Source organism: Pseudomonas sp. 18175 (assembly GCF_050432925.1).
In the GTDB taxonomy this organism is placed as follows: Bacteria; Pseudomonadota; Gammaproteobacteria; order Pseudomonadales; family Pseudomonadaceae; genus Aquipseudomonas.
In genome coordinates this window covers 113,913-132,370 of the sequence record NZ_JBKFTO010000013.1, presented here as the reverse complement: position 1 = coordinate 132,370, position 18,458 = coordinate 113,913, and the positions used below count along the sequence as shown (strand labels likewise).

The following is an 18,458-nucleotide window of genomic DNA, read 5'->3' as shown; positions in this document are numbered from 1 at the left end:
ATCAAGTGTCACTCAGTGGATAGAGCATATGTTTCACGGTCAAACGCCCACCATGATCGGGTTGTTGAAGAAACCGTCACGGTCGCCGACCTCTGCCAGTTGCAGCTCGGAGGCACCGATACTCATCGCCAGCGCTACCACCCCGTCAATGCGGCCAGTGCTTTTGCGTTTGGCGAAGATGCGGTTGTCCTTCTGATCAGCGTCGAGCACGGCGCTGGCGGCGTTCCAGCGTAATACCGGGTTGGCTTTGATCTGAATGCGTTGCTCGGTGAGCAAGGTTTCTGTCAGCTCGATGGAGCGCGGCATCCAGAGGCCGGAATCCTTGGCGACTGTGTAGCCTTGACCGTGGGCGAACAGCGGGACGTCGATGCCCTGTGCTTCCAGTTCCGGCAGGAAGTACTTGATGCGGTAGGCATCAAATGCCACACCGACGATGTTGAACCATGCGGCCAGTTCGCCGAGACGTGTGGCGACTGCGCCGTAGTCCACCGCGCTGCCGGGTGTTGCGTGCAAGTAGCCTTCGCGTAGCCAGACGTCATAGGGCACGCGGTCGGTGCGGGCGCGTTCGTTCAGAGTATCTTTTGGGGTCCAGAACTCGACCAGGGCCTTACGCAATCGCGGAAAGTACAACGCTAGAGCAGTGAGATCGCGGGTACCGGACAGGTCCAGACCGCCATAACAGGGCTCGTTCTGGGGGATGTCTTCAAGGGCGAAATCGACCTCGCAAGCCAGCCAGACATCAGCCGAGAGCCAAGGATTCTCCGCATCCACCCACTGGCAGAAATTCAGCCGTCGAACACTCGACTCCTTGGCAGGCATACCCCGCGCTTCGGTGACTTGTTCGCGCAGGTACTTCAAGCCCGGCAGACCGCCGTTGGCATCGCCGGGTCGGCCGAACGCTAGACTCGGGTTGGACTTGTACCAGCAGGCCTCGCTTTTGAACGGGTCTTCGCCTTCGTCCAGGGAGCAGATGACGGCGAAGAAACTGTCGTCGTGTTGCTGGCCGGAGCAGATCGCTCGGCCGTACTCGTGGTACTCGTAGCAGACCGAGGTGCGGTCGTGGCCGCTGTTGGTGATCATCACGATCAACGCTTGGCGACGACTCTTGGTGCCTGCGCGGATCATGTCCACCACGACACGGGTTTTGTGTTCGTGGATCTCGTCCAGTAGCGCGATATGAGGGCGCGGGCCGGATTGACCATCGTCGGCGCTGATGGGGCGGAAGAAGCTGCCGGAGGCAAAGTGGGCCAGGTTCCAGACCTTTTCGCCGCGACCGGATTTCTCCAGGCGTTCGGCTAGCAACGCTGACTGATCGACCATCGAGACCGCGTCGCGGAACAGGATCATCGCCTGGTCTTTTTTTGTCGCGGCTGCGTAGATCTCAGCGCGGGCTTCGGCGTCCGAGGTCATTCCGTACAGGCCGATGCCTGCGGCCAGCGGTGACTTGCCGGAGCCTTTGGCGGTTTCGATGTAGGCGGTGCGGAAGCGGCGAAAACCGTCCGGGCCTTTCCAACCGAACAGGCTGCCGACGATGAAGGATTGCCAGGGCAGCAGCAAAAACGGCTGGCCTTCGTACTCGCCGCCGTTAAGGCAGAGGACGTCTTCGAAGTAGCCGATGGCTCGGTTGGCCGCGCCCTGATCCCAGCGCAGGCCTCGTTGAGCGCCGTTTTCCAGATCGTTTAGGTGACGCTGGCAGGTGTGGCGAACATCCGGCCCGGCGACGATACGACCTTCGATAACCTCCAGGGCAAAGGCGCTGACGCGATCAGAAATACCTGTCCGCGATGCGCTTTTGCTCATTGGGGAATAGCTCGCCTTGAGGCGCTGGTGCTTTCAGAGAGCGGCGAGCCAATGGCGACAGGCCGAACCTGGCGCCTGCTTCATTGGCACGGCGCTCGGCGTCGTTGCGCAGCTTGCGCCACACCGACAAGTCCTGGGCGCCGCTGCGGTAGGTTTGTACGTCGCCGCGCAGGGATTGGCCTTGGCTCATTTCGCGGATTTTCAGGGTCCAGAAGCGGTATTCGGCGACAGCTTCGCAGTAGTGTGCCATGGCTTGGCGGTCCAGGCGGGAGATCAGGCCGAGGGATTCCAGGTCGGGCACGATGCGCTCCCATTCGGAGCGAGCCTCGTCGCTCAGCCAATCGGGTATCGCGGGGGCTTCTACTGGCGCCAACGGTTTCGCCTGCTCGCGCACCAGTTGTTCGCGGTTGCGCTTGCTGGGGTTACCGTTTAGCAGGTGGACGATGGCGGGCTTGGCTGGGCGTCCAGAGTTTTGATTACCGGCCATTGTTCACCTCAGATTTCACCAGGGAGCGCCTAGTGCGTGAAAGGGGCACCCCTCATTTTTCCCGCCGCTGCATAGAAACCGGGGGGCGGGGTCTTGAAGCTGGAGGCTGCGCAACTTTCACCCCACCCTCCCCTGGTTCCATGGGTGGTTGGGGTCGATGGGTTGGCCGTCGGTTGTGCAGCCTAGGATTACGCCGGATTTTTCGAAGCGTTGTTTGTGGGCGTCGTGGCAGTGTTTGCAGAGGGATTGCCAGTTGGTGCGGTTCCAGAAGAGCTGCGTGTCGCCGTGGTGGGGGTGTATGTGGTCGACGACTGAAGCTTGGGTGATACGGCCGTGGCGCTCGCATTCAACACATAGAGGATGGCGTCGTAACCAGCCGAGGCGGGCCTGCTGCCAACGGTAGCCGTAGCCGCGCTGGGCGGATGTGTTCATCCATCGTCGTCGCGTCGGGTGATTCTGGCACCAGCGAAGCGCTCGGCCAGATTGCGCACCTTGTCGACGCCGAGTAGCCCAACCATGCCCCCCACGAACGCTGCCGCCTCTTGTGGGAGCCCTAGCAGGCTTAGCCCGGAGAGGATTGCCAGAGTGATGCAACCACAGAGAACCGACTCCAGCAGAACCGCTTTTTGGGTGCCGCCTCGGTAGATGATTCGTAGCGCAGAAATCAATGCTGACAAGCTGGTGGCGTAGATGACTGGGGCATGTTGAGCCAGCCATGCGAGGGCAACGGCCCACGCGGTGGGGTCTTTACTGGATGGCATATCGACAGTCCTCCGATGCATCAAGACTCGTTAAAAACCAGTTACAACTCATCGGATGCACGCTGACGTATACGGGATTAGCATTGCCGAAAACTAAGCCAATGGCGTACATTAGCTATGATTTTCATCGAGACTTCAGGTTTCACCCGTCGCGTTAAAGAACTGATCGACGACGATGCCTATATGGCATTTCAGAATGTGCTGATCGTGAATCCATCAGCCGGTGATGTAATTGAAGGCACAGGCGGAGTGCGCAAGATTCGGATCGCGGCCAAGGGCCACGGCAAACGAGGTGGAGCGCGAGTGATTTACTACCACTTCGTCTCGGCATCAAAGATCGTTTTTTTGATGATCTACCCCAAGAACGAACAGCAAGAACTCACCGCTGACGAGCGTAAATCGTTGAAGGCTGCAATCGAACACTGGAGATAACCATGAGCAAATTTTTTGATGAACTGATGGAAAGCGTTGAGGAAATGAACGAGATCCTGCGCGGTGAACGTGAGCCTTCCCGCGAGTTTCACGTTGACGCAATGCGGGTCAAAGAAATTCGTAAGGCGACCGGGCTGACCCAAGCTAAATTCGCAGCGTTGATTGATGTTCAACTGGGTACGCTGCGTAACTGGGAGCAAGGGCGTCGAGACCCAACGGGGCCAGCTAAGGCGTTGCTGAAGGCGATCCATAATGACCCGGTGCATGTGCTGAACGCATTGGCCGGTTGAGTGACGCCTCTGACGCAGAGCGTACAACCTAGCAACGTTCTACGCCCCAGCGGAAAACCAGCAAAGCGAAAAAAACGGCCATTCTTTTTACTGCCTGTTTGGTGCGGCCTCGATACAGGGTTGAAGTATTGCCACCAGACGGATGGTCAGGCAACACGTCGCTCCGCACGCCGTGACAGTTCCGACATGACCCGCTCATGCATCCGTTGCACCCAATTGCGATAGGTTCTATCTGCCGCCGCCTCTAACCCAAGCAAGCGCATCTGTTCAGCAACAGACAGCTCCCGCTCCGGTAAGTAGCGCAGGCTCGCCAACTTGGCTAACCGCTGGCCCTGTTCGCCTTGATGCTGCAACCAGGCCAACGCCGCTTCGACTTCCCTCGCTATGTGATCGGGACCAGCTCCAACGAGCAAATCGCGCGCGCCCGGCGTGCCACGAGGCATCAGCCCACCAAAGCGCATCAGCGTACCCAGCGGGCTACCAAGACTGCGTTCCGCATTGCAGCGTCGAGTCTGTTCTCCCCAATGGCGCATCAGGGTTTCGATCTCAGGAATCATCGTCTTCACCTCGCTCATTGATCTGGTGACATTGGTGACGCACTGGTGACGTAAAAACGCCTTTAAATTCAAAACTGTCACCAGTGTCACAACTGTCACCAGTTAAAAAGGATTTACACGGTATACAGCCGATGACGGGACTTCGGTGTACGCGTGCGCGAAGCCGCAGTGACACTGGTGACATTGGTGACACCGTTGATCTACAACGCTTTTTCGGAGCATCAGCTGGTGACACAGCCGGTGACGCCAGTGACATCTACGCTGCTCGATCCTCCGCCACTGGCCGGACATAGGGGCGAATACGCTCCAAGGTTCCGGCGACGCGTTTTTGCTTTTCCTTCACCCAACCCAACCGTCGCAGGATGTCTGCCACCCGCCGCTGCTCCGGTTTATTCATTCGCGCCAAGTCCATTTGCAAAGCGTGTTTAAGCAAGCCCATGACCGTCACTTCGTTGATCGGTCCAAACAACCCATCGGGGTAATGAAGCTGCGGTGCGTGGCCTTCCAAGTATTTGATAATTGGCTCCTCCCACGGATCTTCCACATAGCGGGAATCCTGCTCTTCGCGGGCCAGATCTTGCGGGTAGTTCCACCATTGAAAGCCAGTGCAGTACAAGTGCAACGCCTCAGCCCAAAGCTGATCACGCCATTGCCGGATATAGGCGACGTCGGCCTTGCGGCACAACACCGGTAGGAATCGTCGTGCCCCGGTAGGGTCGCTGAGGTAGGCGTCGGCGTTGGTAGTCCCCATGAAAATGCACTGCCGTGGATGGCTGCGCGCATGGCGATCATAGGGCGCACGGTATTTGTCATCGCGCCGAGTGATCGCCATTTTCACTTGGTTGATATCGGCCTTGGAGAAGCTCTGCATCTCGCCGATCTCGACCACAGAGTTGCCCTGCATGGTCACGTAAAAGTCTTTGTTGGTCGGTGGCTCGCTGGTTTCCAGATACCACTCGAAACCAAACAGCTCAGCGATACAAGAGGACTTGCCCTGCCCTTGCCCGCCTTCCAGCACCACCATTTCGTCGACTTTGCAGCCTGGAATGAAGATCCGCGCAATCGAGGACACAGGAATGGATTGGCCGATGTGCGCGGTGTAGGGGTTGATATCGGCGCCAAACACCGTGGGCAACAGCATCTCCAGGCGGGGCTGATCATCCCAAGGCGGTAGGGACTCAAGCCAATTGCGTACGGGGTGAAAGCGATGCTCCCAGGCAACCATCCGCACGGCCTCGTCGGCGACAGCACTGCTGCGCAGGTGCAGGCTCCACACCATTTGCAGCCACACCAGCGTCTTGCTGGCATCGACATCCTGCCATGGGCCTTTTTCACCGTCGGGTGTAGGAGGAGGCTTGAGCTTGTCGATGCGGTCGGCGAATTCGTTGTAGGCAAGGACGCCCTGCCATTCGGGTGTGTACTTGAGGATCAAATAAGCATTGGCGAGCTGGGACCGTAAGGCGCCCTCCTCCGTGCGCCGTAGAAGCGCTCTCCAATCATCACTTTCGACGGGGACAGCGCTCGGGCGCTTGCGCGATTTTGGAGCTTTTTCTGTAGGCGTTAGACCTAACAGCTTCGCGGCTGCTTTCACCGCCCGCGATACGTCACCGTCGTGCTCAAGCAGGCAATACACCGCGAAAGCATCGTTCTGGTGGCCGTTGGCGAGCGGGTCCGACGCGTGATGCGAATACACACGGCCGTCAGTCACCGTGATACCAGGCAAGCCTGTGCTGCTGTGCGGGGAGAGCCACTTTCGCCCATGTTTGGTGTAGCCGTGATCGGCCAGCATTACCTCGACGTCATGGGCTCTGTTGAACTCATCGATTACCGAGGGACCGGCTCTTGGCTCAGTTTGCTTTGGTTTGAGTACAGGCAGGTTTGCTCTGGGCTTCCACGGGCAACTTGCATCGGCATCACGCTTGAACAGCTCCCAGTTCTGCCAAGCTTTGAGCAGCTCTGGAAGCAACACCGGAAAACCATCAGCCGACGGTGGGTTCTTCCAGAGGTAAGGCTTGCCTGTTCCGGGGTGAATGGAGGGTGGCAGCACGTCCTGAACGAGCCCGCCTCGTAACTCAAACACCGTGAACGCCTTGTATTTGTCGGCAAGCGTCCTCGCCGCCGCTTCAGCAGCTTGATCCCCTGAAGCCTTGGCTTCTTTTCCCATCGCGATGGCGCTTTTGAATTTCGAACCATCAGGATCGTTTTCACGTGGCCACGCTAACGCGTGTCGGCTGAGCTCCACTTCGTCCGGCACACGAAACAGAATCCTCATACGAGCAGGGTTACCAATTACGCACGGGAAGGCGTTCGCCATCTCATCCAGATCAAGGCCCAACTGATCAAACAAAACTTGCCGCGTCCACTGCACATCATCCACGTCCAACGAACACAGACGGCTCGGCCCCAGGACCACGCCCATGTTGTGTTTTGGATGGTCACGCCAGAAGTCCGCAGCCTCCTGGGCGTCGGTGAGATAGCCACTTGGTTGATTCCAGGCATTGCCCTTGGGCGCTTTCTGACGAGGCTCAATGGGGACGAGGGCTAGGTTGAACAGTTCAACGTAGCGCTTTGCCCAGTCAGAGGATGTTGGCCGTTGCATCGCACAACCCTACGCGGCCGTAGACTTTCTACGCCCGCCGACAGGTCGAATCTCGTAGGCCAAGTAGCGGCCCTGCTCATCGATCTGAATGCGGATATCACGACCCGAGCTCAGCATCTGTGACACTGCGCTTTGCGAAACGCCCAGCAGCTTTCCGAGTTCCGGCTGGGTGCGACCCTGAGCAAAATCCTTCAGTGGAATACCAAAATCGTCGTCCATTCCTCAGTGCCTCGAATGGTTTTGGACTATGAATATTAGTAATCCTTCTTTTACATCTCAACTCCCAGGATGTAAAAGTATGCAGAAATAAGCCGCCCTTATATTTTTAGCCTATGTCAGATCAGCCAGAACACATTCGCGAAGAAGCCGCTCGCCTGCTTGCAATTTACAAGGACCGAAAGCGTCTGTATCCAGCTCTGACACAGAAAAAGCTAGGGGAAAAATGTCGCTGGGAGGGGCAAAGCGTCGTCAGCCAGTACATGACAGGGAGGATTCCTTTAAACATGCCAGCGCTGCTGAAATTCGCCGCCCTATTGGAGTTTCAACCCACCGAGGTCAGCACCCGCCTCTTCCCCGACGTCCCGACTGAAGGTTTCAACATTGGCACTCTGCCGACTAACATCGGCGCTTCCTTCCTTCGTGCCCTGGGTGAAACCGACGTGAACTCGCCACCACCCTCTGGCTTAAACAACAAAATCCCACTGGCTTTTGGTGATATCGAAGTCGACCTCTATCACGAGGTTAATCGCGCCGACGGTAAGGGCTCCGTGGTCAAGCTGGGTGGCGGAAGAACGATGCCTTGCAGCCGTCGCGACCTGTACTTGAAGAAAATCACGCCTGAATCTGTGGCGGGATTCTTTGTTGAAGGCACCAGTATGGAACCAGTGCTGCCCGAAGGTAGCCGAGTTGCAATTGATACCTCTGCAACACAGATCCATGACGGGAAGATGTACCTCCTCGATTACAGTGGCCAGCTCCGACTACGCCTAGTCTACAAACTGCCAGCAAACGGATTGCGACTGCGCAGTTACAACAGCGATGAGTACCCTGAGGAAAATCGAGACGGCGATTTTGTTTCGAAAAATATCCGAATTCTCGGCAAGGTCTTCTGGTATTCAGCGCTTATCTAGCGCGATGATCAGAAAAATCTTTCAGCCAAACCGGCAACATTTCCCCATGACCTATACAACTCGCACTGAAAGCGCAGTTGACAGTATAAATTAGTGATCCTAATTTTTAGCCATCATCACTTCGCTGCTTGAGGTGTAGCGATCATGAACACTAAAAAACTGAAATCACCGCAGGTGTACCTTCACCCGGCCGTCTCACAGCGCGCCCAGATTGAAGCCCTTCAAAAGCGCATCGGCCAATTACTGATCATCAGCGGCCAGCGTTCAAATGGGCCAAAACCACCAATGCCTATCGTCTACCAGGATGACATTGATCCCTGGGGTGGCGATGCCGCCTAAACCACTGCACGTCAACGCCCAGGAGCGCGATGACGGGAGGTAAACAACATGAGCCCAACCCTCGACCAACTACGCCGCGAATGGAGCACACCCTGCCCCACGCTGTCGGCTGTGCGTCAGCGGTACTTTCCGCACATCAAGACTGACCGGTACATGCTGCATGAGATCAACTCCGGTCGCATTCCTGTCAGGTATACCCGGCTGCATGGGTCTATCAGATCTGCGCCGGTGATTTATCTGCATGACCTGGCGGACTATCTAGATTCTTGCGCGCCTCCACCAAACAGCATTGCAGGACAGGAGAATCGGCTATGAACACCTTGTTCATGCTGATGGCCCAATACAACGGCCAAGCCGTCATCCCTTTGGAAACTGTTTGTCGGGACTATTTGAACCTGAGCTACGAACAAGCGAAACGCAAGCAATTGGCAGGCGAGTTGGATCTGCCTATCGTCCGGCTAGGGGGGCGCTCCCAGAAATCCGCATTAGGAATTCACCTGAGCGACTTGGCTAACTACATCGACAAACAACGAGACGCAGCGATCAAAGAGCTGGACCAACTGATGGGCCGATATAAGCGCAATAGCTAGACCAACGTTTTGGCAGAGGCGTTGTTTTCGTCGACATCTAAAACGCAATTGAGAAATGGACATCAGGCACTGTGATCGGAGAAACGTCAGGCGCTCGAATTGGGCTTGAATAGAGGTATCGCATTATGGAATCACGACCACACACCCAACTGATCGGAAACCCCGAGGTTCAGGCAATGCTGGGGATGCAAAGCATCTCCGGCCTGAACAAACTCAGGGTGCGGGACAAGACCTTTCCAAAACCCATCAAGACCAGCGATGCACGACAGGCGAAGGTGCGTTTTGATCTTGCGGAAATTGAGCAGTGGATCGCAGCCAAGAAGGAACAACGTGATCGGCAGGCGCAAGCGACCACCGGATAAACGCCCTAGATAAAGCCCGACACAAGGCCGGGCGCTGGGCTAAACATTCAAACAGCGTTCAGCCGCTCAACCATATCCGGGAAGCGCTCAACCAGCTTAATCAACAGCGCAGCCTGAGCATTGGGCTTGGACTTCGATTGCTCCCAGTTTTTCAGCGTGTCAGGACTGGTCCTGATCTGCCGGGCGAATACGGGCTGTGACATGTGCAGCTTTTCACGGATGGAAATGATCTCAGCAGCCGTCACCTCTGGCGGAGCAAGGGCCTCCACTTCGTACTGACGAAGCGTAATCTTCCCCTGCCGGTGTTCAGCCATCTCGCCAACACCCGGCATCAGTTCCGCAAACAGATCGCGCTTTTTCATTTTCTACCTCGTTTTTTCAGCTCTGCCTCAATCGCAGCTTTCACCTGAATTTCGGTCTGAAGCTGGCGATACTCATCGTCAGTCAGGAAGTCACCGACCCTGGCGGTGAAGCTTGTGGTTTCGAAGAAGATCGTTTTCATAAGCAAAAGTATAGGCAAGTCGCTTATATTTAAAATAACCCATCCACGGACCGTCATCACTCCAGCCGCATGGTGTCATGACAGACGGCACTGGGTCAGCCGACCCTAAAATTCTTGTATAGCGGCTTGTATAGCGAACCGAAAAAAAGCCCTGAAACCCGCGCACCACGTTGCCCATTAGACCCCCTCTACCCGCTCCACTCAGATTCTGATCTCGTGCCAAGTAGTTTCTAGGCGAGGGATACATAAAAAACCGGCCCTTGGTGGCCGGTTTTTTTATGCGCTCAATTTGCTGATTTGATGAAGGCGGCAGCTGCGCACAGGTGAGCAGGCCGGGCAGCTTTCGGGATACCGACACGCTTTAGGGGCCTGTGCACAGTTGCCATTGAGCACCCGACAAACCTTAAGTAGCGAGCTTCTGGCGCACAACCCACGGCGTTCCGATGGTCATGTAGGCAACGTCTTAAGATTCACCTTTGCGTACGGCCTACACACCCTGTAACGCAATGCAAAACCTCGCAAAACCTCTCCCAGGCGCCATTCCTGCGCGCTCATACACTGCATCTACTGCCTATCGAAATACCGGTCATCTACCACCGGTAGGTAGAGTGTTGATAAATTAATTTCAGTGGTTATAGTCACCACCAACACACACCACAAGGAGGTGCTGTGGATAGCCGATATTTGATAGGACACATCGTTGCAGATGGCTGGTATCTGGTGCGCATCCGGGGCAGCCACCATCACTTCAAGCATCCGACAAAGCCCGGGCTGGTGACGATTCCCCATCCAAAGAAGGACCTGTTGGACAAGACCGCCAAGAGTATTTTGAAACAGGCTCTGTTGAGTTAACCGTCCGTGGAGGACAACAGACATGCTTTACCCCATCGCAATTTCAACCGGCGACGACGACCACGCCTGGGGCGTGGAAGTACCGGATATTCCCGGCTGCTACTCCGCCGGAGATGACCTGGACGACGCCATGGCCATGGCCCGCGAAGCCATCGAAGGGCACTTCGAGATCCTCGCCGAAGACGGCGCGCCGATTCCCAACGCACAGAAAGTCACCCTGCATGCCGCCAACCCACAGTACGCCGGCTGTACCTGGGCGGTAGTGGACATTGATGTCACCAAGTATTTGGGCAAGGCGCAGAAGCTCAACATCACGTTGCCTGGGTATTTGTTGAACCGTATTGACGAGTACGTACTGCAGCATCCAGAAGAAAAAAGCCGGTCGGGGTTTCTGGCGTCGGCGGCATTGAAGGTGCTTCAGAAGGAACAGTGATTCAGTCAGCGCCTACAAGCACGAGGGATTCAGACTATTAATATGTAACGTGCCCTATCCATCCACAGGACGAATCAGGATGCGCACACCTGTCCAAAAAGCTTCGAGGCAAGCCGTCAGGAAAGTCGTGGGGTTCGTGCTGATCATCCCGCTGCTGTTACCGTTTATGCAAATTCCGTTCGACCTGAGAGGCCTACCTTCGATCGCAACCCTTGCAGGGTCGTTCTATGGCGCCTGGTATGCATGGCAACATACCAGCCGAGGAGTGGCCATCAGTGCTGGGGCCCTAGCGCTACTCAATTTCTTCTCATGGGTGTTGCTGTCGCCGCCTTCGATAGTATGGTTTATCGTCCATGTTGCCTGGGCCTATGGGTCGGGCAGTTGGATTCACTGGCGCTTTTGACAGCCGCAGAATTTAGACCGCAAGAAACGGGTTTTCCCAAGCGCTTGCACGATGGATAGTGGCACCGTACATCTTCAAGGATTACGCCCATGTCATACGAATACACACTCATGCCCTCCCCCGTCGGCCAACTCACGTTGGTGGCGCGCAATGGCAAACTCGCCGCGATCCTGTGGGAAGTCGAACGCGCCAACCGCGTCCGCCTTGGAGAGTTGTTCGAAGCCAACGACAGCCCGGTGCTACTGGAAGCCGAGCGCCAGTTGACGGAGTACTTCGCCGGCACGCGCAATCATTTCGAGCTGGAGTTGGATTTCGACGGCACCGACTTCCAGAAACAGGTCTGGCATGCGCTGCTCACCATCCCCTTTGGTGAAACCCGCAGCTACAGCCAGATCGCCCAACAGATCGGCAATCCGAAAGCTGTGCGTGCAGTGGGCGCGGCCAATGGGCGCAACCCGATCTCGATCATCGCGCCGTGCCATCGGGTGATCGGCGCATCAGGCAGCCTGACCGGGTTCGCCGGAGGCCTGCAAGCCAAGCAATATCTGCTCGCACTGGAAGGCACGGGCCAAGCGCAGTTGGCCTTCTGAGCCACAGCACTCAACGCCACTCGCTCGAGTATTTGTAAAAAGAAATTTCAAAGATTCCCTGCGGTCCATACTTTCATCACCCACCCTGTTCAAGGAAAACGGTCATGAAATTCTCCGCAGTCTCCCAATCCCTGTCCCGCTGGGCCGGCAGCCCACGGACGTTTTACGCAGCGGTGATATTGATCCTGGTATGGAGCCTGAGCGGGCCGTATTTCCACTACAACGACACTTGGCAGCTGATCATCAACACCTCGACCACCATCATCACCTTCCTGATGGTGTTCCTGATCCAGAACACGCAAAACCGCGACAACGACATCTTGCATATCAAGATCGACGAACTGCTGCGCGTATCCAAAGACGCGCAGAATGCCGTGCTCAGCCTGGACGGCCTGGACCGCAAAGAGCTGGAAAAACTACGCCAGGAATACCGCAGCATCGGCAATACCGGCACCGTAAACCTCAACAGCAGCTGCGGGCTTACCGCCGATGATGCCGAACCGAGCAAGACCGATTTGAATCAGGCGTAAAAAAACGGCAGTTGGAGCACATCCAACTGCCGTTTTTTATTTCAAGTAAGGTGATCAACCGTCGCCTTGATGACCTTTACCGTAGGTCGACGCCAGGGCGCGGGCTTTTTGCAGGCGCTCTTCCAGCTTGGGGAGCGTCTCATCCACCAGTGCTTTTATTTCCGGCACATCCGAGGCTGCGCCTTCCTGCTTGAACAGGGCGATGGCGTCTTCGTTTTCCTTGACCTGCTGCGCGGTGTAGGCGGCGTCAAACGAGTCGCCGTCCTTGAGCTCGGGCATCAGGGTTTCAGCTTTGTCGACGATCTTCTCGCGCGGTGCCACCGGTAAGTCGAGCTTCTTGGCGATAGCGGCCAGATGCTGGTTAGCCAAGGTGCGCTCGTTGATCACCTCGATGGTGTAGTCCTTGATTTCCTGGGACGAGGTTTTGGCGTGGGCCATGCGACTGGTTTCGATATCGGCCATCCCTTTGGCCGAAGCCTGCTCGATGAATTCAGCCGGCGACTGGGCGAAAGCATTGCTGGCGCCGAGGCCCAGCAGCATCGCGAAACTGGCGGTGCGTAACCGGATAGCCATGCGGCTCATGATGGGTTCCTCCAGGGCAAAAATAAGGGCGTGGGAACACTCCCCGCCCTGAATTCGAATTTTCAGGGCGGCAAAGGTTTAGAAAAAACTTGCCAGTGCGACGAACGGTCGTCAGCTCGGCAGCCTGTGATCTTCAAGGTTACCGGTGATCTTCAGACAACACACCTTCCACCCGCCCCACCAACCACTGCAACCCCGAATCCCCACCCCGGCGCGCATGCCATGCCAGTTCCACCGCAAACGATGGGATATGAAACGGCGGCGGCACGCTCACCAGATCTGGGTGATCGATGTTGAGCAAGCCCCGTGACGACACCGTCAAAATCAAGTCTGTGCCCTGGATCAACTGCGGCGCCACGCCCCAGTGCGGCAGGCTGATCGCCACATGTCGACGCTCACGAATCGCCGTCAACGCCCGTTCGATTTCCGGCGTGCCGCTGCCGCGCATTTCCAGCAGCACATGGGGACGGGACAGGTACGTAGCCAGATCCAACGAGCCATCATTCGGCAGGCTGTCGCGGTCCACCAGGCAGGTGTAATGCTCCTCGAACAGCGGCGTGGTGCGCAGTTCGACGGGCCTGTCGGGGAACACGCCAGCGGCCAGATCGAGATCGCCGTTGAGCACGCCGTCGATCATGCCTTCGCGGCTGGCCTGGATGATTTGCAGGTCGATGCCGGGCGCCTCCCGACGCAAGGTGCGCACCAAACCCGGTAGGAAAATCGCCGCACTGTAGTCCGACATCGCCACACGAAACCGGCGCTTGGCCGATGCCGGGTCAAACCGGTTGGGTGCCAGCAGCGCCTGCACATGGGCTAGCGCTTCGGCCAGCGGTGTTGCCAGCTCCAGCGCCCGTGCGGTCGGTACCAGCCCGCCGCCCTGGCGCACCAGCAGAGGGTCCCCGAGCAAATCCCTTAGCCGCGCCAGAGCGTGGCTCACCGCCGGCTGGCTCAGGTGCAGACGCTCAGCGGCACGGGTGACGTGCTGCTCTGTGAGCAAGGCATCCAGGATCACCAGCAGGTTGAGGTCGATGCGGCGCAGATCATTCATCAGCTGCATGCTCGGCATAAGAACTTGGAATTTAAATTTGCGTGACGAATGCCATAGAGTCCAGCAAAACCTCTGGGAGAAACTGCAATGACGACGTTGCATTGGGCAGGTGTGTTAGCGCTGGCGGTGATCGCCGGGGCGGTGGTGCCGTTTCAAAGTGCGATCAACGCCAACCTGGGGCGTGGGCTGGGCCATCCTTTGTGGGCTACGTTGGCGTCGCTGCTGGTGAGCATCATCGTATTGTTGCCCGTGATCCTGGCACTGCGTTTACCGTTGCCCAGCCTGGCGTTTGTCAGCAAGGCGCCGCTGTGGATGTGGGCCGGTGGTGCGTTTGGTGTGTGTTTTATTTCCCTGGCGCTGATGCTGCTGCCCAAGCTTGGCGCATCGGGGTTTATTGCGCTGGCCATGGCCGGGCAGATTCTGGCTTCGCTGGTGCTGGACCACTTCGGCCTGTTCGGCTTGGCAGAGCGCACACTGACAACGCCCCGCGTGTTGGGGGCGTTGTTGTTGATCGGCGGGGTGGCGTTGATCCAGTTCAGCGCCACGCCTGCCCGCGCCTTGGTAACGGCCGGCTGATCAGCCCTTGTCGAGGGTGCGCAGTTTCTGCGGCAGGCCCCATAGCAACAACGCTGCCGCCAACAGGGCACATACGCCAATCACATACAGCGCCGGGGTGGTGCTGCCGGTAAGGTCCTTGATGCGCCCCACCATCACTGGGCTGACGATGCCGCCGAACTGCCCCAAGGTGTTGATCACCGCAATCCCGCCCGCTGCGCCCGCACCGGCGCCGGCCAGCAGCTTGGGTGGCAAGGTCCAGAACGTCGGGATCGACGCGATGATGCCCGCACCCAACATGCCCAGGGCGATGATCAGGAACGTGGTGTGATCAGCAAAGATCCCCGCGCTGAAGAAACCCACCGCCCCCAGTACCACCAGGCCACAGACAAACTTGCGGCGCTCACCGGTGGCATCCGACAACCGCCCGATCACCACCATGCTGATGGCACCGCACACATAAGGAATGGCGGTGAGCAGGCCGATCATGACCGGGCTCTGGGTACCCGCGCTGCGGATCAATTGCGGCGCCCAGAAGTTCAGTCCGTAGGACGCCACCTGGATCAGGAAGTAGATGAAACCAAGCATCAGGAAACCCGGAATACGGATCGCCGACAACAGCGAACCCCCGTGCTGGTTCGGCTCATGCTTGGCGATACGGCTCGACAGCAAGGCCTTCTCGGCAGACGTTAGCCAATGCGCATCCTCGATACGGTCCTTGAGCAGCGTCAGCACCAGAAAGCCCAGGCCGATACAAGGCAAGCCACCCAGCAGGAACAACCAGTGCCAACCGCGCATCTGCAACACGCCGTCGAGATGCTCCAGCACCAATCCGGAGAACGGCGCGCCCACCAGGCCGGCAAAGGCCGAGGCCAGGAACAGCATCGACGTGATCCGCCCACGGAAGTGCTGCGGGAACCACAAGGTCAGGTAATACAGCACGCCGGGCGCAAACCCCGCCTCCATCGCGCCAATGATGAAGCGCAGGCCATAGAACTGCCATTCGGCAGTGACAAACACCATCGCCGCTGTGGCCAGGCCCCACGACATCATGATCCGTGCAATCCAGCGCCGGGCACCGACCTTGTACAGCATCATGTTGCTCGGCACTTCAAAGATCACATAACCCACCACAAACAACCCGGCCCCCAAGCCGTAGGCGGTGTCGCTCAGGCTCAGGTCGGCCTGCAACTGGAACTTGGCGAAGCTGATGTTGATGCGGTCAAAAAACGCGAACAGGTAACACACCATGATCAGCGGCATCAGGCGCCAGGCGACTTTGCTGACCAGGGCTTTTTCGGCATCGATCTCGGCGGCCGGGCGCGCGCCAGCCTCTAACGTATTAGTGCTCATGCTTTCTCTCCAGCGGGCTGCTCACAGGCGCCCGATTGTTTTTGTTGTCTGGTGCGGCGTTACAACGTGGCGATGTACGCCGGGGGTGGATGCAGGTCGCAATTACGTCCGGCCTTGGCCACCTGGCCGGGCAATTCATGCCCCAGCAAGGCGGGTAATCGGCGGGACATGTGCAGCAGATGCGGCAGGTCGATGCCGGTGGCAATACCGACTTCTTCGCAGAGGTTCACCAGGTCTTCGGTGCAGATATTCCCCGAAGCCCCCGGCGCAAACGGGCAACCGCCCAGGCCGCCGAGCGCCGCATCAAAACGGCGTGCACCCGCTTCATAGGCGGCCAACACATTGCACAGCCCCAAGCCACGGGTGTTGTGGAAATGCAGGGTCAAATCACGGGCAGATACACGCTCCAGCACCCGTTTTACCAAGCGTTCCACCTGACGTGGGTTGGCCATGCCGGTGGTGTCGGCGAGGCTGATGCCCTGGATGCCCAGCTCTTGATAAGCCTCGACGATTTGCACCACACGGTCCTCATCAATCTTGCCCTCGAACGGGCAACCGAAGGTGGTGGCAATGCTGGCGTTGAGGCGTACCGGATGGTCGGCGGCAAAGCTGACAATCTCGCCAAACGCCGCCAACGACGCCTCGCAACGCATGCGCATATTGGCCAGGTTGTGGGTCTGGCTGGCGGACATCACCAGGTTCAATTCATCGGCGCTGGACTCGATGGCACGCTGGGCGCCCTTGAGGTTGGGGATCAACGCCACGTAGATCACGCCTGGGGTGCGCGTGATGCCCTGGAACACCTGCTCGCCATCGCGCAACGCCGGGATGGCCTTGGGCGAGACAAACGAGCCGGCTTCGATGCGCGAAAAACCGGCGCGGGAAAGCTGGTCGATCAGGGCGATTTTGTCTGCGGTCTCAACCCACGTCGGCTCGATCTGCAGGCCATCGCGCGGCGACACTTCCTGCACGATCAGCGCGTCGGAATAATCAGAAATCATTGCACCACTCCCGAGGTTTTCAGGCGTTGGATATCGGCGCCGGTCAGGCCCAGGCCGTCGAGGATTGCGTCGGTGTGCTGGCCTAGTGTGGGGCCTTGCCAATTCACGCCGCCGGGCGTTTCGGAGAGTTTGGGCACGATGCCGGGCATCTTCACCGAGACACCGCCCGGCAACTGGGCATCGAGCAACATCTCCCGCGCCTGATAGTGCGGGTCGCTGACGATATCGGCCACCGAGTAGATACGCCCGGCTGGCACGCCGGCGGCCTCCAGGGCGCTGAGCACCTGATCGATGGGCAGGCTGCTGGTCCAGTGGGTGATCGCGGCGTCGAGCAACCCGCTCTTGGCGGCACGGCCATCGTTGTGGGCAAACTCGGGGGCTTCGGCCAGGTCGGCGCGGCCAATGGTGGTCATCAGGCGCTTGTAGATCGGGTCGCTGTTGCCGGCGATCACCACATAAGCGCCGTCGGCGGTCAGGTAGGTGTTGGACGGCGCAATGCCCGGCAAGGCACCGCCGCTGCGTTCACGCACATGGCCGAGCATGTCGTATTCGGGCACCAGGCTTTCCATCAGGTTGAACACACTTTCGGCCAGGGACACGTCGACAATCTGCCCATCGCCCTGCCCGGTCTTGACCCGCAGCAGCGACATCAGCGCACCGATCACACCGTGCAACGATGCCAGGGAATCCCCCAGGCTCACCCCTACCCGCGCCGGAGGCGAATCCGGGTTGCCGGTGGTGTAGCGAATGCCGCCCATGGCCTCGCCGATGGCACCAAAACCAGGGCGGTCACGATAAGGACCGGTCTGGCCGTAGCCAGAGATACGCACCAAGGTCAGCTTGGGGTTGAGGGCATGCAGCACGTCCCAGCCCAGGCCGAGTTTTTCCAGGCCACCGGGGCGCAGGTTTTCGATCAGCACGTCGGCATCGCCGAGCAGTTGCTTGATCAGGCCCAGGCCTTCCGGGGACTTGAGGTCCAACGCCAGGGACTTCTTGTTACGCGATTGCAGGTACCACCACAGCGACGTGCCTTCGTGCAGCTTTCGCCATTTGCGAAGCGGATCGCCCTGGCCCATGGCTTCGATCTTGATCACCTCGGCGCCAAACTCGGCCATCAGCCGGGCGGCGAACGGCGCGGCAATCAGGGTCCCGATCTCGATCACCTTGATACCGCTCAGGGGAGCCGTCATGGGGTGTACCTCTTGTTCTTGGAATGTGGGCCAAGACTAGAGGCCAGGCATAGGGGAAATCCAACCGTTAGT

27 protein-coding genes are annotated in these 18,458 nt (G+C 58.2%); 13 read left to right on the top strand and 14 right to left on the bottom strand.

Going from position 1 to position 18,458, the window contains the following annotated elements:
- Positions 1-39 precede the first annotated feature (39 nt).
- The 4 genes from ACLD1Y_RS19100 to ACLD1Y_RS19085 all read right to left on the bottom strand — a co-directional run bounded on the left by ACLD1Y_RS19100 (position 40) and on the right by ACLD1Y_RS19085 (position 3,048).
- A complete protein-coding gene (locus ACLD1Y_RS19100) occupies positions 40-1,800 on the bottom strand; it encodes a terminase large subunit (RefSeq protein WP_429479393.1) in 1,761 nt (586 codons plus the stop codon).
- Positions 1,766-2,287 carry a phage terminase small subunit P27 family gene (locus tag ACLD1Y_RS19095; protein ID WP_429479392.1) on the bottom strand — a complete coding sequence of 174 codons (522 nt, stop codon included), beginning with the start codon at positions 2,285-2,287 and terminating at the stop codon, positions 1,766-1,768. The genes ACLD1Y_RS19100 and ACLD1Y_RS19095 overlap by 35 nt, the downstream gene beginning before the upstream one ends.
- A gap of 117 nt (positions 2,288-2,404) precedes the next feature.
- Positions 2,405-2,719: an HNH endonuclease gene (locus ACLD1Y_RS19090; protein WP_429479391.1), complete on the bottom strand. Its 315-nt coding sequence runs from the start codon at positions 2,717-2,719 to the stop codon at positions 2,405-2,407.
- On the bottom strand, positions 2,716-3,048 hold the full coding sequence (locus tag ACLD1Y_RS19085; protein WP_429479390.1) for a phage holin, lambda family: 333 nt from the start codon (positions 3,046-3,048) through the stop codon (positions 2,716-2,718). The genes ACLD1Y_RS19090 and ACLD1Y_RS19085 overlap by 4 nt, the downstream gene beginning before the upstream one ends.
- A 117-nt stretch (positions 3,049-3,165) precedes the next feature.
- Between ACLD1Y_RS19085 and ACLD1Y_RS19080 the strand changes: the two genes are divergently transcribed.
- Both ACLD1Y_RS19080 and nadS read left to right on the top strand, forming a co-directional pair.
- Positions 3,166-3,480 carry a type II toxin-antitoxin system RelE/ParE family toxin gene (locus tag ACLD1Y_RS19080; protein ID WP_429479389.1) on the top strand — a complete coding sequence of 105 codons (315 nt, stop codon included), beginning with the start codon at positions 3,166-3,168 and terminating at the stop codon, positions 3,478-3,480.
- 2 nt (positions 3,481-3,482) lie between these two features.
- Complete coding sequence (gene nadS / locus ACLD1Y_RS19075) at positions 3,483-3,770, top strand: NadS family protein (protein ID WP_016975178.1); 288 nt, start codon at positions 3,483-3,485, stop codon at positions 3,768-3,770.
- 146 nt (positions 3,771-3,916) lie between these two features.
- On the opposite strand, the gene ACLD1Y_RS19070 is transcribed toward nadS, so the two are convergent.
- The 3 genes from ACLD1Y_RS19070 to ACLD1Y_RS19060 all read right to left on the bottom strand — a co-directional run bounded on the left by ACLD1Y_RS19070 (position 3,917) and on the right by ACLD1Y_RS19060 (position 7,145).
- Complete coding sequence (locus ACLD1Y_RS19070) at positions 3,917-4,417, bottom strand: hypothetical protein (RefSeq protein ID WP_429479388.1); 501 nt, start codon at positions 4,415-4,417, stop codon at positions 3,917-3,919.
- 166 nt (positions 4,418-4,583) lie between these two features.
- Positions 4,584-6,926 carry a VapE domain-containing protein gene (locus ACLD1Y_RS19065; RefSeq protein WP_429479387.1) on the bottom strand — a complete coding sequence of 781 codons (2,343 nt, stop codon included), beginning with the start codon at positions 6,924-6,926 and terminating at the stop codon, positions 4,584-4,586.
- 9 nt (positions 6,927-6,935) lie between these two features.
- Positions 6,936-7,145 (bottom strand): Cro/CI family transcriptional regulator, encoded by a 210-nt coding sequence (locus tag ACLD1Y_RS19060; protein WP_429479386.1) that lies wholly within the window; start codon positions 7,143-7,145, stop codon positions 6,936-6,938.
- 284 nt (positions 7,146-7,429) lie between these two features.
- Between ACLD1Y_RS19060 and ACLD1Y_RS19055 the strand changes: the two genes are divergently transcribed.
- The 5 genes from ACLD1Y_RS19055 to ACLD1Y_RS19035 all read left to right on the top strand — a co-directional run bounded on the left by ACLD1Y_RS19055 (position 7,430) and on the right by ACLD1Y_RS19035 (position 9,347).
- On the top strand, positions 7,430-8,056 hold the full coding sequence (locus ACLD1Y_RS19055) for a S24 family peptidase (protein WP_429479385.1): 627 nt from the start codon (positions 7,430-7,432) through the stop codon (positions 8,054-8,056).
- A 144-nt stretch (positions 8,057-8,200) separates the two neighbouring features.
- Positions 8,201-8,395: a hypothetical protein gene (locus ACLD1Y_RS19050; protein ID WP_429479384.1), complete on the top strand. Its 195-nt coding sequence runs from the start codon at positions 8,201-8,203 to the stop codon at positions 8,393-8,395.
- Positions 8,396-8,443: 48 nt separating this feature from the next.
- Positions 8,444-8,710, top strand: coding sequence for a pyocin activator PrtN family protein (locus tag ACLD1Y_RS19045; RefSeq protein ID WP_429479383.1), 267 nt, complete (start codon positions 8,444-8,446; stop codon positions 8,708-8,710).
- Positions 8,707-8,985 (top strand): pyocin activator PrtN family protein, encoded by a 279-nt coding sequence (locus ACLD1Y_RS19040; RefSeq protein WP_429479382.1) that lies wholly within the window; start codon positions 8,707-8,709, stop codon positions 8,983-8,985. The genes ACLD1Y_RS19045 and ACLD1Y_RS19040 overlap by 4 nt, the downstream gene beginning before the upstream one ends.
- Positions 8,986-9,110: 125 nt before the next feature.
- Entirely contained in the window at positions 9,111-9,347 is a 237-nt protein-coding gene (locus tag ACLD1Y_RS19035) for a helix-turn-helix transcriptional regulator (RefSeq protein ID WP_429479381.1), read from the top strand.
- 47 nt (positions 9,348-9,394) lie between these two features.
- Here the strand turns inward: ACLD1Y_RS19035 and ACLD1Y_RS19030 are convergent, their stop codons facing one another.
- Complete coding sequence (locus ACLD1Y_RS19030; protein WP_429479380.1) at positions 9,395-9,709, bottom strand: helix-turn-helix domain-containing protein; 315 nt, start codon at positions 9,707-9,709, stop codon at positions 9,395-9,397.
- Positions 9,706-9,909: a hypothetical protein gene (locus ACLD1Y_RS19025; protein ID WP_429479378.1), complete on the bottom strand. Its 204-nt coding sequence runs from the start codon at positions 9,907-9,909 to the stop codon at positions 9,706-9,708. Before ACLD1Y_RS19025 ends, ACLD1Y_RS19030 begins: the two co-directional genes overlap by 4 nt.
- 609 nt (positions 9,910-10,518) lie before the next feature.
- Between ACLD1Y_RS19025 and ACLD1Y_RS19020 the strand changes: the two genes are divergently transcribed.
- The 5 genes from ACLD1Y_RS19020 (at position 10,519) to ACLD1Y_RS19000 (ending at position 12,657) form a co-directional block, all read left to right on the top strand.
- On the top strand, positions 10,519-10,701 hold the full coding sequence (locus tag ACLD1Y_RS19020) for a type II toxin-antitoxin system HicA family toxin (RefSeq protein WP_003189411.1): 183 nt from the start codon (positions 10,519-10,521) through the stop codon (positions 10,699-10,701).
- Positions 10,702-10,723: 22 nt separating this feature from the next.
- Entirely contained in the window at positions 10,724-11,134 is a 411-nt protein-coding gene (locus ACLD1Y_RS19015; RefSeq protein ID WP_429479377.1) for a type II toxin-antitoxin system HicB family antitoxin, read from the top strand.
- A 79-nt stretch (positions 11,135-11,213) separates the two neighbouring features.
- Entirely contained in the window at positions 11,214-11,537 is a 324-nt protein-coding gene (locus tag ACLD1Y_RS19010; RefSeq protein WP_429479376.1) for a hypothetical protein, read from the top strand.
- An 89-nt stretch (positions 11,538-11,626) separates the two neighbouring features.
- Entirely contained in the window at positions 11,627-12,127 is a 501-nt protein-coding gene (locus ACLD1Y_RS19005; protein ID WP_429479375.1) for a methylated-DNA--[protein]-cysteine S-methyltransferase, read from the top strand.
- Positions 12,128-12,231: 104 nt separating this feature from the next.
- Positions 12,232-12,657, top strand: coding sequence for a low affinity iron permease family protein (locus ACLD1Y_RS19000; protein ID WP_429479374.1), 426 nt, complete (start codon positions 12,232-12,234; stop codon positions 12,655-12,657).
- Positions 12,658-12,711: 54 nt separating this feature from the next.
- On the opposite strand, the gene ACLD1Y_RS18995 is transcribed toward ACLD1Y_RS19000, so the two are convergent.
- Together ACLD1Y_RS18995 and ACLD1Y_RS18990 are read right to left on the bottom strand one after the other, a co-directional pair.
- The gene (locus ACLD1Y_RS18995; protein ID WP_016975135.1) at positions 12,712-13,239 is read right to left on the bottom strand and encodes a DUF4142 domain-containing protein; all 528 of its coding nucleotides are present in this window, start codon (positions 13,237-13,239) and stop codon (positions 12,712-12,714) included.
- Positions 13,240-13,378: 139 nt separating this feature from the next.
- Positions 13,379-14,296, bottom strand: a complete 918-nt coding sequence (locus tag ACLD1Y_RS18990; RefSeq protein WP_429479373.1) for a LysR family transcriptional regulator — start codon at positions 14,294-14,296, stop codon at positions 13,379-13,381.
- 78 nt (positions 14,297-14,374) lie between these two features.
- On the opposite strand from ACLD1Y_RS18990, the gene ACLD1Y_RS18985 reads away from it, so the two are divergent.
- Positions 14,375-14,863, top strand: coding sequence for a DMT family transporter (locus ACLD1Y_RS18985; protein WP_429479372.1), 489 nt, complete (start codon positions 14,375-14,377; stop codon positions 14,861-14,863).
- Here ACLD1Y_RS18985 and ACLD1Y_RS18980 read toward each other — a convergent pair whose 3' ends face one another.
- Genes ACLD1Y_RS18980 through ACLD1Y_RS18970 form a run of 3 tightly spaced genes read right to left on the bottom strand, consistent with a single transcriptional unit; the run spans position 14,864 to position 18,386 of the window.
- Positions 14,864-16,195 (bottom strand): MFS transporter, encoded by a 1,332-nt coding sequence (locus ACLD1Y_RS18980; RefSeq protein ID WP_122675891.1) that lies wholly within the window; start codon positions 16,193-16,195, stop codon positions 14,864-14,866. It abuts the gene before it with no gap.
- A gap of 59 nt (positions 16,196-16,254) precedes the next feature.
- Positions 16,255-17,196 carry a hydroxymethylglutaryl-CoA lyase gene (locus tag ACLD1Y_RS18975; RefSeq protein ID WP_429479371.1) on the bottom strand — a complete coding sequence of 314 codons (942 nt, stop codon included), beginning with the start codon at positions 17,194-17,196 and terminating at the stop codon, positions 16,255-16,257.
- Positions 17,193-18,386, bottom strand: a complete 1,194-nt coding sequence (locus ACLD1Y_RS18970; RefSeq protein ID WP_429479370.1) for a CaiB/BaiF CoA transferase family protein — start codon at positions 18,384-18,386, stop codon at positions 17,193-17,195. Before ACLD1Y_RS18970 ends, ACLD1Y_RS18975 begins: the two co-directional genes overlap by 4 nt.
- Between the last annotated feature and the right edge of the window lie 72 nt (positions 18,387-18,458).

Coding starts and splice junctions, on each gene's coding strand:
- ACLD1Y_RS19050 (WP_429479384.1), top strand. CDS start 8,201: ATGAACACTAAAAAACTGAAATCACCGCAGGTGTACCTTCACCCGGCC.
- ACLD1Y_RS19060 (WP_429479386.1), bottom strand. CDS start 7,145: ATGGACGACGATTTTGGTATTCCACTGAAGGATTTTGCTCAGGGTCGC.
- ACLD1Y_RS19000 (WP_429479374.1), top strand. CDS start 12,232: ATGAAATTCTCCGCAGTCTCCCAATCCCTGTCCCGCTGGGCCGGCAGC.
- ACLD1Y_RS18980 (WP_122675891.1), bottom strand. CDS start 16,195: ATGAGCACTAATACGTTAGAGGCTGGCGCGCGCCCGGCCGCCGAGATC.
- ACLD1Y_RS19065 (WP_429479387.1), bottom strand. CDS start 6,926: ATGCAACGGCCAACATCCTCTGACTGGGCAAAGCGCTACGTTGAACTG.
- ACLD1Y_RS19030 (WP_429479380.1), bottom strand. CDS start 9,709: ATGAAAAAGCGCGATCTGTTTGCGGAACTGATGCCGGGTGTTGGCGAG.
- nadS (WP_016975178.1), top strand. CDS start 3,483: ATGAGCAAATTTTTTGATGAACTGATGGAAAGCGTTGAGGAAATGAAC.
- ACLD1Y_RS18990 (WP_429479373.1), bottom strand. CDS start 14,296: ATGCAGCTGATGAATGATCTGCGCCGCATCGACCTCAACCTGCTGGTG.
- ACLD1Y_RS19095 (WP_429479392.1), bottom strand. CDS start 2,287: ATGGCCGGTAATCAAAACTCTGGACGCCCAGCCAAGCCCGCCATCGTC.
- ACLD1Y_RS19100 (WP_429479393.1), bottom strand. CDS start 1,800: ATGAGCAAAAGCGCATCGCGGACAGGTATTTCTGATCGCGTCAGCGCC.
- ACLD1Y_RS19010 (WP_429479376.1), top strand. CDS start 11,214: ATGCGCACACCTGTCCAAAAAGCTTCGAGGCAAGCCGTCAGGAAAGTC.
- ACLD1Y_RS19090 (WP_429479391.1), bottom strand. CDS start 2,719: ATGAACACATCCGCCCAGCGCGGCTACGGCTACCGTTGGCAGCAGGCC.
- ACLD1Y_RS18995 (WP_016975135.1), bottom strand. CDS start 13,239: ATGAGCCGCATGGCTATCCGGTTACGCACCGCCAGTTTCGCGATGCTG.
- ACLD1Y_RS19045 (WP_429479383.1), top strand. CDS start 8,444: ATGAGCCCAACCCTCGACCAACTACGCCGCGAATGGAGCACACCCTGC.
- ACLD1Y_RS18975 (WP_429479371.1), bottom strand. CDS start 17,196: ATGATTTCTGATTATTCCGACGCGCTGATCGTGCAGGAAGTGTCGCCG.
- ACLD1Y_RS19035 (WP_429479381.1), top strand. CDS start 9,111: ATGGAATCACGACCACACACCCAACTGATCGGAAACCCCGAGGTTCAG.
- ACLD1Y_RS19055 (WP_429479385.1), top strand. CDS start 7,430: ATGCCAGCGCTGCTGAAATTCGCCGCCCTATTGGAGTTTCAACCCACC.
- ACLD1Y_RS19080 (WP_429479389.1), top strand. CDS start 3,166: ATGATTTTCATCGAGACTTCAGGTTTCACCCGTCGCGTTAAAGAACTG.
- ACLD1Y_RS19040 (WP_429479382.1), top strand. CDS start 8,707: ATGAACACCTTGTTCATGCTGATGGCCCAATACAACGGCCAAGCCGTC.
- ACLD1Y_RS19085 (WP_429479390.1), bottom strand. CDS start 3,048: ATGCCATCCAGTAAAGACCCCACCGCGTGGGCCGTTGCCCTCGCATGG.
- ACLD1Y_RS19005 (WP_429479375.1), top strand. CDS start 11,627: ATGTCATACGAATACACACTCATGCCCTCCCCCGTCGGCCAACTCACG.
- ACLD1Y_RS18970 (WP_429479370.1), bottom strand. CDS start 18,386: ATGACGGCTCCCCTGAGCGGTATCAAGGTGATCGAGATCGGGACCCTG.
- ACLD1Y_RS19015 (WP_429479377.1), top strand. CDS start 10,724: ATGCTTTACCCCATCGCAATTTCAACCGGCGACGACGACCACGCCTGG.
- ACLD1Y_RS18985 (WP_429479372.1), top strand. CDS start 14,375: ATGACGACGTTGCATTGGGCAGGTGTGTTAGCGCTGGCGGTGATCGCC.